The organism is Ramlibacter sp., from assembly GCF_029866045.1.
Classification (GTDB): domain Bacteria; phylum Pseudomonadota; class Gammaproteobacteria; order Burkholderiales; family Burkholderiaceae_C; genus Ramlibacter.
In genome coordinates, this window is record NZ_JARXAB010000018.1 from 1 (window position 1) to 9,616 (window position 9,616).

Annotated in this window: 10 protein-coding genes and 1 tRNA gene; 3 read left to right on the forward strand and 8 right to left on the reverse strand. The window is 66.8% G+C overall.

All coding sequences use genetic code 11. The features are described 5' to 3' along the window. Positions 1–264, forward strand: a 264-nt coding sequence (locus QE494_RS01340) for a FadR/GntR family transcriptional regulator (RefSeq protein ID WP_300040719.1), incomplete at its 5' end; no start/stop codon positions are given. 9 nt (positions 265–273) lie between these two features. Here the strand turns inward: QE494_RS01340 and QE494_RS01345 are convergent. Next, positions 274–525 carry a hypothetical protein gene (locus tag QE494_RS01345; RefSeq protein WP_300040722.1) on the reverse strand — a complete coding sequence of 84 codons (252 nt, stop codon included), beginning with the start codon at positions 523–525 and terminating at the stop codon, positions 274–276. 245 nt (positions 526–770) lie between these two features. Here QE494_RS01345 and QE494_RS01350 point away from each other — a divergent pair, with 245 nt between their 5' ends. Next, entirely contained in the window at positions 771–1,631 is an 861-nt protein-coding gene (locus tag QE494_RS01350) for a hypothetical protein (protein ID WP_300040724.1), read from the forward strand. A gap of 188 nt (positions 1,632–1,819) precedes the next feature. Here the strand turns inward: QE494_RS01350 and QE494_RS01355 are convergent. The 7 genes from QE494_RS01355 to QE494_RS01385 form a co-directional block, all read right to left on the reverse strand. Then, positions 1,820–1,894 (reverse strand) — tRNA-Arg (locus QE494_RS01355). Between the two features lie 42 nt (positions 1,895–1,936). Continuing rightward, a complete protein-coding gene (locus tag QE494_RS01360; RefSeq protein ID WP_300040726.1) occupies positions 1,937–2,794 on the reverse strand; it encodes a VOC family protein in 858 nt (285 codons plus the stop codon). Next, positions 2,791–3,711: a hydroxymethylglutaryl-CoA lyase gene (locus QE494_RS01365; RefSeq protein WP_300040728.1), complete on the reverse strand. Its 921-nt coding sequence runs from the start codon at positions 3,709–3,711 to the stop codon at positions 2,791–2,793. The genes QE494_RS01360 and QE494_RS01365 overlap by 4 nt, the downstream gene beginning before the upstream one ends. Before the next feature lie 28 nt (positions 3,712–3,739). Next, positions 3,740–4,933: a CaiB/BaiF CoA-transferase family protein gene (locus QE494_RS01370; protein ID WP_300040730.1), complete on the reverse strand. Its 1,194-nt coding sequence runs from the start codon at positions 4,931–4,933 to the stop codon at positions 3,740–3,742. Position 4,934: 1 nt separating this feature from the next. Beyond that, positions 4,935–6,017, reverse strand: a complete 1,083-nt coding sequence (locus tag QE494_RS01375) for a PLP-dependent cysteine synthase family protein (RefSeq protein WP_300040732.1) — start codon at positions 6,015–6,017, stop codon at positions 4,935–4,937. Then, positions 6,014–6,745 carry a Sua5/YciO/YrdC/YwlC family protein gene (locus QE494_RS01380; protein ID WP_300040734.1) on the reverse strand — a complete coding sequence of 244 codons (732 nt, stop codon included), beginning with the start codon at positions 6,743–6,745 and terminating at the stop codon, positions 6,014–6,016. Before QE494_RS01380 ends, QE494_RS01375 begins: the two co-directional genes overlap by 4 nt. After that, positions 6,732–8,048, reverse strand: coding sequence for an amidase (locus QE494_RS01385; RefSeq protein ID WP_300040736.1), 1,317 nt, complete (start codon positions 8,046–8,048; stop codon positions 6,732–6,734). Before QE494_RS01385 ends, QE494_RS01380 begins: the two co-directional genes overlap by 14 nt. A 179-nt stretch (positions 8,049–8,227) precedes the next feature. Here QE494_RS01385 and QE494_RS01390 point away from each other — a divergent pair. Then, the coding region (locus QE494_RS01390; protein WP_300040738.1) for an MmgE/PrpD family protein at positions 8,228–9,616 on the forward strand (1,389 nt) is incomplete at its 3' end.

The following is a 9,616-nucleotide window of genomic DNA, read 5'->3' on the forward strand; positions in this document are numbered from 1 at the left end:
TGGGACGGCAAGCTGCACGAGCTCATTGCCGAGGCGGCCCACAACGCGGTCATCTTGTCTGTGTTCCGACAGATGACGCAGGCGCGCAACCAGGCCGAGTGGGGCCAGCTCAAACGGCGCAGCGTCACGCCCGAGCGGCGCTTGGAGTACCAGCGCGAGCACCGTGCGCTGGTCGAGGCCCTGGCCGAACGCGACGCGACCCGCGCGCGCGAGGTGTGCCTGGCGCACCTCACGCGGGTGCGTCACAACATGATGGGGTATTAAGCCCAGCCCTCAGGGCCAGCGCAGCAGGCGCGAGACCGATCTGCCCATCACCCAGGGCAGGTCGGCTGGCGCAATGAAGTCGAGCGTTTCGGTGAAGTGGGTGAGGGCTTGGCGGTAGGTGCAGGGCAGGCGGGAGACGTCCGATCCCCAGAGCTTTCGCTGTGGACTGGACGACTCATGCATAGAGCGCAGGTAGCCACCGAACCTGGCGAAGGGGTAGCTGTCGTCCGTGTAGCAAGGGGCGGCGCATGCGGCGGACATGGTGTCCCGTGGGCAGGCAAGCAAAGCTCACCCGGGCCGGGGCATTGCTGCCGTGCATGCGCACTACGTCCCAGGTTTCCTCAAGCTGGCGCGTGGCGCCACTTGCAGCCCTGAAGAATCGGCTTGGCTGGCAATCGGTTAGGCTAGTCTTCCAGGCGTGAAGGCAATCGCGAGGCCGCAACTCGGTGCCGCATTTAAACGCCGGGCCGCATAGGAATTAAATAATTTAATAAAACCAGATAAAAATGAATTCTTCTACAAGTTTTTCTCTTGGCATGAGATGCCATATCAAAAAAGCCATTGCTTCAGTTGCTGTTTTGGTGGCCTCACTTTCAGCTCAAACAGTATTCGCTCAAGCGCCGAAAATGGAGGACATTGCATCACTCAAAGCGCTGCAATCCAGTTCGGCGGGATTTAAGCGAAGCCTGAAGCTACCCACTGGCGAATTCAGTCTGGGAGATGACGCCGGGAAAATTACCGCCAGCAGTCTTCAAACTACCTACAAGCTCGATGCGACCGCATTTACCCCTGGATTGGTAACACTTTGCCCGATCGGCTCTGAAGATAATAAGGCAATGGCAGGCTGCAAAATAGTTGGAATTAACAATTCGTATCCTGTCAATGCTAATAACGTAGATCGATGGGTTTCCGAGGTGAAAAGTCAGCTGATCGGAAACTCAAATTGGTTTATGAGTCCCGAAAATCAGTCGGAAAGATCAAATGCGGTTCTGCGACTTGCCGGCATCTTTGACCAAGCGTTTGCCGGCTGCATCATGCGACTGACGCAGGTTTCTGAGAGCAGCGCCGAAGCTTGCTTCAAGACCAAAGACAACAACGAGCGTATTGCGCTTTACCTCAAGTTGTGCAGATCTTCGATCAATGGCATCAGGGGTGACCTGATAGTGACCGCTCCCGACAATGGCCCGGACTTTTGTGCGATCGACCCCAAAAGCGGTATCGCTACTACCCTCACGTTTGATCAAAGAAATAGCCGCATCGGCGTGGCAATCATGTCTATATTGCCCATCATCGAACTTGCCACTCGCTCTGACATCATCGAGCAGAGAAATCAGCAGCAGAATTTCAAGCCGCCAGGACGCCTCTGACCTTGCGTCTATCGGCTACGCGGCGTCGAACCTTGGCACATCAGTTCAGCGAGCCAGTCCGAGGGAGCGGCTGACATTCTTTCGGCGCCTTGGATCTATCGTTAGATTCGGTCTGAGACAACAAAAAACCCGCAGCGCCGAGAATCGTGCGGGTTTTGCAAGGGGGTGATGCCTCCTGATCCAGGATTTGGCGCCCCCGGCGGGAATCGAACCCACATCTAGCGCTTAGGAGGCGCTCGTTCTATCCATTGAACTACGGCGGCGGCCGCTGGCGATTCTACAGACGCGCCCTCGAACAAAGGGGTTCAGGCTGACGGGCCCGATCGCGCGTCGATCCGTATCGGGCTGCGCGGGCCCAGGTCCAGTTGCAGCCCGCCAGAAACCGGCTCGGGCTTGATGCCGCAGCGGCGTGCGCGGTCGGCGAGTTCGCCCAGATCAGCAAAGGCCACCTCGATGGCCACTGGCAGCACTTGGGTGGACGGCGTGGTGGCCACCACGCGCAGGCCGTCTCTCAGGTCGACCGCCAGCGACGCCAGGCGGGCGCGCCAGCCCTCGCAGGACGCTGGCGACCCTTCGTAGGTGAGGCCGCGCAAGGCCTGCGCGCCGTTGGCGTGCGTGAGCAGGCCTGGTGGCCGCATCAGCTCCGGCGTCATGTGCCGCACCCAGCAGAAGTAGGAGGCGTCACTGGCCTGCCAGGGCGTGTCGAAGAACTGGAAGCGTGCCAGGCCCTCGGCTCCGTCTTCACTTACCGGGCGCGACCAATCCATCACCGGGCTCAGGGCGCAGCCGCGCGCCGCCAGCGCCGCGTGGGTGGCCTTCGGGTCCTCGGTGGCCAGGGCCAGGATATGCAGGCCAAACCGCTGCTGCATGGCCGGGGTGAGCGGGTGGCCGGCATGCGGGTCGGTGATCTGCATCAGCTCGATGTAGCCGGTCTCCAGCATCACCGAGTGTTGGGCGCTGCCAGCGGGTATCCGCTGTCCGTCGGGGCCGGTGCGGGTGTGATCGGCGCGGCGGGTGAGGGTGAAGCCCAGGTCGGACCAGAGCGCACGTGCGGCCTCCAGATCCGGAACGATCAAACCCACATGATCCAGCGACAGCGACAGTGCCGGTACCCGTGCCGGGGAGGCGTTGCTTTGCGCGGCGGGGGTGTTTGGCCCAGTCATTGGAGGCTCCCGGCGTCTGCCAGACCCAGATGCCGGCGCAGCCAGGCATGGCTGCGGCCGCCCAAGGGCTGGCCCAGTCTGCGGCCGAATTCGTCGATGACGCGCATCAGGGCCGGCAGGTCGACCCCGGTCTCGTAGCCGCTGGCCTGCGCCAGCCAGACCAGATCTTCGGTGGCCAAATTGCCCGCAGCGCCCGGTGCGAAGGGACAGCCGCCCACGCCGCCGGCGCTGCTGTCGAAGCGGCGCACGCCCGCCTGCATGGCCGCCCAGGCGTTGGCAAGACCCAGTCCCCGCGTGTCATGCAGGTGAATGCCCACCCGCTGCGCTCCGAGTTCATCGACCGCAATTCGGGCCAGTGCCTGCACTTCGCCGGGGTGGGCCGCGCCAATGGTGTCGGCAATCACCACCTCGTCGGCGCCACCCTCGGCCATGCGCCGCGCCAGGCGCAGCGTGACCTCGGGCGGGGTTGCGCCCTCATAGGGGCAGGCGAAGGCCACGGCCACATAGGCCCGGCTGCGCAGTCTCATGTCGCGGGCTTGGGCCAGCACTTCCCGGCAGGTGGCCTCGGCCTCGTCCAGGCCCATGCGGATATTGCGGCGGTTCATGGTCTCGGTGGCCGAGAGCACCACGCACACTTCCTGCGCGCCTGCCTGCGCGGCGCGTGCCAGGCCCTTGAGGTTGGGGGTCAGCACGCACAGGTGGCTGGCGGCCAGCGGCGCAACCGCCGCCATCAGCGCGGGCGCGTCGGCCATGCGCGGCACCGCCTGTGGCGAGACAAAGCTGGTGGCCTCGATCCGGGGCAGGCCGCAGTCGGCCAGCGCCTGGACCAGCCAAGCCTTGTCGGCGGTGGGCAGGTCTGTCGGCTGGTTCTGCAGGCCGTCGCGCGGGGCGACGTCGGTGATGAGAAGCTGGGTCATGGCCAGGGGGTCCTGTGCGTGTGTCGCCTCAGCCCACCACGCCGGCAGCGCGCAGGGCTGCGACCTCGTCCGCCGCATAGCCCACCAGATGGGTGAGCACCTCGTCGGTGTGCGCGCCGAGCGCTGGCGGCGGGGTGAAGCCCTGGGCCCCGCGCTCGAGCTTGACCGGATTGCCCGGCATGCGCACCGCCTCGCCCGAGGGCAGGGGCACCGAAACGACCATGTCCCGGGCGACCACCTGCGGGTCAGACAGCGCCTGGGCAAAGTCGTTCACCGGGCCGCAGGGAATGCGGGCCTCTCCAAGAACTTTCAGCCAGTGGGCGGTGGGCTGCTGGCGCAGCGCCTCGCTCACCCAAGCGTCGATCTCTGCCTTGCGGGCATAGCGCACCGGCTGGCGCTCCAGCGCCGGGTCGGCCAGGCCCGGGATGTTCATCAGGTCGCGGAAGGCCTTGAAGAAAGGGTCTCCGATGCAGGCCACGATGATGTGGCCGTCGGCCGTCGGGTAGCTGTTGTATGGCACGTGGACGAAGTGGCTGTTGCCAATGCCCTGGGGCACCTGGCCGGACATCAGGTACATGGTGGCCATGTAATTGAGCATCGAGACCTGGGCGTCGAGCATCGAGATGTCCACATGCTGGCCGCGTCCGCTGCGCTCCCGGTCGGCCACCGCGGCCAGGATGCCAATCGCGGCCATGAGGCCACCGCCCAGGTCGCCAATCGGGATGCCTGCGCGCATGGGCCCGGTCTCGGGCGAGCCGGTGATCGACATGCCGCCGCCCATGGCCTGCACCACCTGGTCGAAGGCGGGCCGCTGCACCGCCGGGCCGGTTTCGCCAAAGCCGGTGATCGAACAGGTGATGATGCGCGGATTGACCTTGGCCAGGCTGTCCTGGTCGATGCCCAGGCGCTTAGGGACGCCGGCGCTGAAGTTGTCCACCACCACGTCGGCATGCCGCACCAGGTCTTTGAACACTTCCAGCCCGCCCGGGCTCTTGAGGTCGATGCACACGCTTTGCTTGTTGCGATTGAGCGTGAGGAAGTAGGCCCCCATGCCCAGACGCGAGAAGTCGGGGTCGTTCTCCAGCAGGCGCCGGGTGCCCTCGCCCTGACCGGGGGGCTCCACCTTGATCGTGCGCGCGCCCAAATCGGCCAGCAGCATGCTGCCGTAGGGGCCTGAGAGCATGTGCGTCAGGTCGAGGATGGTGAGGTGTTCGAGTGCCATATCAGTTCAATGCCGCTTGCAGTCCTGCGCCGGCCGCTGGTAAGGGCCGCCAGTCCAGCAGTTCAACCTCGTCGCACAAGTGGCCAGGCTCGGCCGGCAGCGTGCGCGCGAAATCGGTGGAGAGGTATTTCTTGCTGTCGTCGCAGAAAACGGTGACGACCAGCGAGCCGGGGCCCTGACGCTCGGCCACCTTGAGGGCACCCAGCAGATTGGCGCCCGAGGACAGGCCGACGCCCAGGCCCCACTGACGGCTGATGCGCTGCGCCATCCGGATCGCGTCGCCGTCATGCACGGCGACCACCGGGGAGAGCTCGTCGAGCCGGCAGATCGCCGGGATGAATTCATCAGAGATGCCTTGAATGCGGTGCTTGCCGCGCTTGCAGCCGGTACTCAGGGTGGGTGACTCCGCCGGCTCCAGCGGATGGACCGGCAGCCCGGGGAAGTGCTTGCGCAGGGCCCGACCGACCCCCATCACCGTGCCTCCGGTGCCCACGCCGGCGATGAAGGCGCTGGGCGTGAGCCCGTTGCGCGCCATCTGCTCCAGGATCTCGGGGCCGGTGCCGTCTTCGTGCGCCTGCACATTGGCCCAGTTGTCGAACTGCGAAGGCAGGAAGACATCGTCCCGGCCCTCGGCCATTTGCCGGGCGCGGGCGATGCTGCCCAGGAAGCCGCCTGCCGCGGCTGAGACCAGCTCGACTTCGGCGCCGTAGAGACGGATCAGCGCCTTGCGCTCCTCACTCATCCAGTCTGGCATGAGGATGCGCACCGGATGGCCCAGGGCGCGGCCGAGGGCGGCGAAGGCGATGCCGGTGTTGCCGCTGGTGGCCTCGACGATGGTGGCGCCAGGTAGCAAGCGGCCCTCAAGCACAGCGTCGCGCAGGATGCGCCAGGCCATGCGGTCCTTGATGCTGCCGGTGAGGTTGTACGACTCCGCCTTGGCGCAGAGCGTGTAAGTCTGGCCACGGAAACCCACCGTGAGGTGCAGCAAAGGTGTCTGACCGATCATCCCCGCCAGCGACTGCAGCTGCTGGATCGCGCGGGGCAGGGCAGCCGCCCTGGATGCCGCCGAGAGCGCCCGGTTCATACTAGCGACCACTTCCCGTCTGCAGGCCGTTCGGGCCAGCGCACCCCGAAGTTCTTTTCGACGATGGCGGCCTGCGCCTCGAAGCAGCCGCCCCAGCGCAGGATGCGCCAGCTCGGAAGCTCCACGATGGTGCTGCCCATGCCGAACTCGTTGGCGTAGGGTGAGCGCCCGTAGCCCAGTACCAACTCGCAGCCGGCACGCAGTTCCTCCTGCACCTCGAGCAGCTCGAACTTGCTGCCCGAGCCGGAGGCGTTGGCCGACGACCCCATGAGCGGCTTGCCCTGCTCGAGGCTCATCGCCGCCAGCGCGTTGTGCAGCGGGCCGGCGTTCATCAGCAGGTCCATGGTCTGGCCTTTGGTCGAACGCCGCAGCGCGCCCCATTCCACGGTGCGCAGCCAGTCGTGATGCGGGTTGAACGGGGCCACGACAGAAAGCGGCAGGTCGTGGTCCAGCGTCAGGCAGCGCACCAAATCGCGATCTCGCTGGCCTACCTCGAACACGTCCTGAAAAATGTCCCAGTTGCCAATGACGCCGTTGGGCTTGGTCATGGGCCGCTGCTTGAGCTTGTAGATGCGCTCCACGCCCTCGGCGGTGTGCGCGAAGATCGCGTAGGACACGCTCAGGGGCAAGATGGCCACGCCGCCCCCGGCCATGGCCTCGAAAGCTAGGCGGGCGTCGTCTTGTTGAATCGCCAGGTCGGGCTCGTGCCCGCGGTCAATGGTCGGCATGGTCACTCCAGGGATGTCGTTCGGTGTCGAGGTGGGGCAGGAGGGCGAGCAGGCAGGCCAGCAGGCGTCCCTCCTCATAGCGGCGGTGCACCAGTTGCAGGCCCATGGGCAGACCCGTCTGCGACCACAGGGCCGGTATGTTGATGCAGGGCACCTGCAGCGCGGTCCACATCCGGTTGAAGGTGGCCATGCCCTGGGTGTGCTGGCCCAGGGGCGCCACGCCGGGCGCGCTGAGCGTGAGCACGCCGTCCAGGCCGCCCAGCTGCGCCTCCCAGCCCGCGCGGGCTTGGGCAATCCGGTCCAGGGCCTGCCGCATTCGCTCGGGGGTGAGCCCGAGGTGGTTGCCCAACTTGGCCTTGAATTCGGTGTGCAGCAGGTCGGGCGCGGCCAGGAACTCGGGCAGGAAGGCGTAGCGGCCGCCGTCTTGCATCACCTCGTCTTGCCAGCGGTTGATGTCGGACTCGTCGGTCGCAAAGGCCACCTCCCGCAGCGCCACGCCTGCCCGCGCCAGCTTCTCCAGCAAGGCCTCAAATGCGGCTTGGGCCTCCGGCTCGGCCTCGGCCCAGAGCGGGGTGCGACACACGCCCAGGCGCAGCGGGCCGGGCAGCGGCGCGGGCAGGGCGTCTACCAGGTGAAAGGCCTGCGCGAGCAGCGCCAGGTCCTCGGCGCTGCGACCGTAGAAGCCCACCGTGTCCAGGTGCGGCGCAAAGCCCTTGATGCCGTCAAAGGGCACGCGTCCCCAGGTCGGCTTGAGCGCGAAGACGCCGCAGAAGGCGGCGGGCCGGATGGTCGAGCCTCCGGTCTGGGTGCCCAGGGCCAGGGGCGTCATGCCGTCGGCCACCGCCGCGCCCGAGCCGGACGAGGAGCCGCCGGGCGTACGCGCCAGGTCCCAGGGGTTGCGGGTGGGCGGAATGCGCCCGCCGCTGGCGAACTCAAGGGTACTGGTCTTGCCCAGGATGACCGCGCCCAGGGACCGCAGCACCGCCACGCAATGCGCGTCCTCGCCGGCCTGGAAGTCCGGATACAGGGGCGAATTGAAGCGGGTGGGCAGGTCGCGGGTGCGGATCACATCTTTGACCCCCACAGGCAGGCCGTGCAGGGGGCTGCGCCGGGGCGCGGCGTCGCAGGCCCGGGCCTGGGCGATCGCCTGGTCGGGGTCTACCGCCGCCCAGGCCTGCAACTCGGGCTCACGCGCCTCAATGCGCGCCAAACAGGCCCGTACATAGGACTCGCTGGAGAGCTCTCCGCGCGCCATCCGGCGGGAGGCCTCGCTGGCGGGGAGTTGCCACAGGGGATGGGCCATCGCTGGGTGGTTTCGGTTGGAGCGCAGGGCAGGGCGGAGGGTGTGACGGAGAGGGTTTCGCAGCTTGTCTGCTTTTGAAAATTGTATGCATAATGCCATCGAAGTTCAAACTAGCATTTGCAGTTGCATCCGCCTCAGTCAATGAAACTGCGCGGAATGCCGCTGTCGGGGTTGCCTGATTGCATACAAAACAGAGTCCGCTGACCCGCCAATATGCGCGCTGGATCGCCCGCACCCAGGTGCGCGATCTGGCGCCGCAAGCCCTGGAGGTGGCCCACCTGGGTTTTGTCGACTGCCTGGGGGTGGCCCTGGCCGGCGCGCGTGAGCCCGTCGTCGATGTGCTGCGGCGCTGGGCGTTGGAGCAAGGCGGTAAGCCGGCCGCCCGTTGCCTGGGCGAGGGGCAGCGCCTGCCCGCCTCGGCCGCGGCGCTGGTCAATGCCACCGCCGCCCATGCGCTGGACTTCGACGACTTTGCCTTCTCCAACCATCCCAGCGCGGTGCTTTGCCCGGCCATCCTCGCCGCGGCAGATTCCTGCGCGAGCCCGGTCTCTGGCGAGCGGGCGCTGCTGGCCTATGCCGTGGGCTACGAGGTTTGGGCCGACGCCTTTGTACGTGAGCCCGACCTCTATTACGACAAGGGCTGGCACCCGACCGCGGTGCTGGGCACCTTGGGTGCCGCGGCCGCGGCCAGCGTGGTGCTCGGTCTGTCTGAAGACGAAACCCTGCACGCACTGGCACTGGCGGCGTCCAGCGCCGGCGGCGTGTTCGAGAACTTCGGAACTATGGCCAAGCCAATGCATGGCGGCCGAGCCAGCAGCGTGGGCGTGACCGCTGCCGAATGGGCCCGGGCTGGCCTGCGGGCCAGCGAGCAAGCGCTCGAGGGTGGGCGCGGCATGCTGCGCGCCTTTTCGCCCCAGGGCCGGGTCGATCTGGCGCCCGACTTCCCGCCAGCGCAGGGCCCCTGGATCGCCCGCTACCGCCTGAACCTCAAGCGCTTTCCGGTCGTGGGTGCGGCACAGCGCGGCATCGAGGCGATGCTGGGCTGGCGTGAGGCGCACCCGACTGTGCCGGCTGGCGAAGTGACACGCATCCGAGTTCGGATCAGCGCCCGCCATGCGGCGGTCATGCCCTACGCGATGCCCGACGACGCACTGCAGGCCAAGTTCAGCCTGCCCTTTGCACTGGCCTGCGCGCTCGTGCGAGGACAGGTTGGCCTGCGCGAGCTCGACGACGCCTGGGTGCGCGCGCCCGAGATGCGCCGGCTGATGGCCTGTGTGGTGCTTGAAACCACCGAGGACTTCGAGCCGGGTTGGCGTGATGCGGCGCCTTTTGACCAGCTCTGGGTTCATTTGCAAGACGGGCAGGTCCTGGCCTCGCCCGAGGTGCGCCGGCCGCGCGGTCACGCCGACCTGCCCATGTCGGCCGAGCAGGTGCGTGACAAGTTCATCGACGCTGCCGGCTACGGCGGCCTGTCGGCGACGCAGGCAGAGGCGGTTTATCTGGACTGGATGGGTCTGCCCCAGCACGCGGATGTCCGCGCGCTCGGCTGGCCGACGCCGGCTGATGCT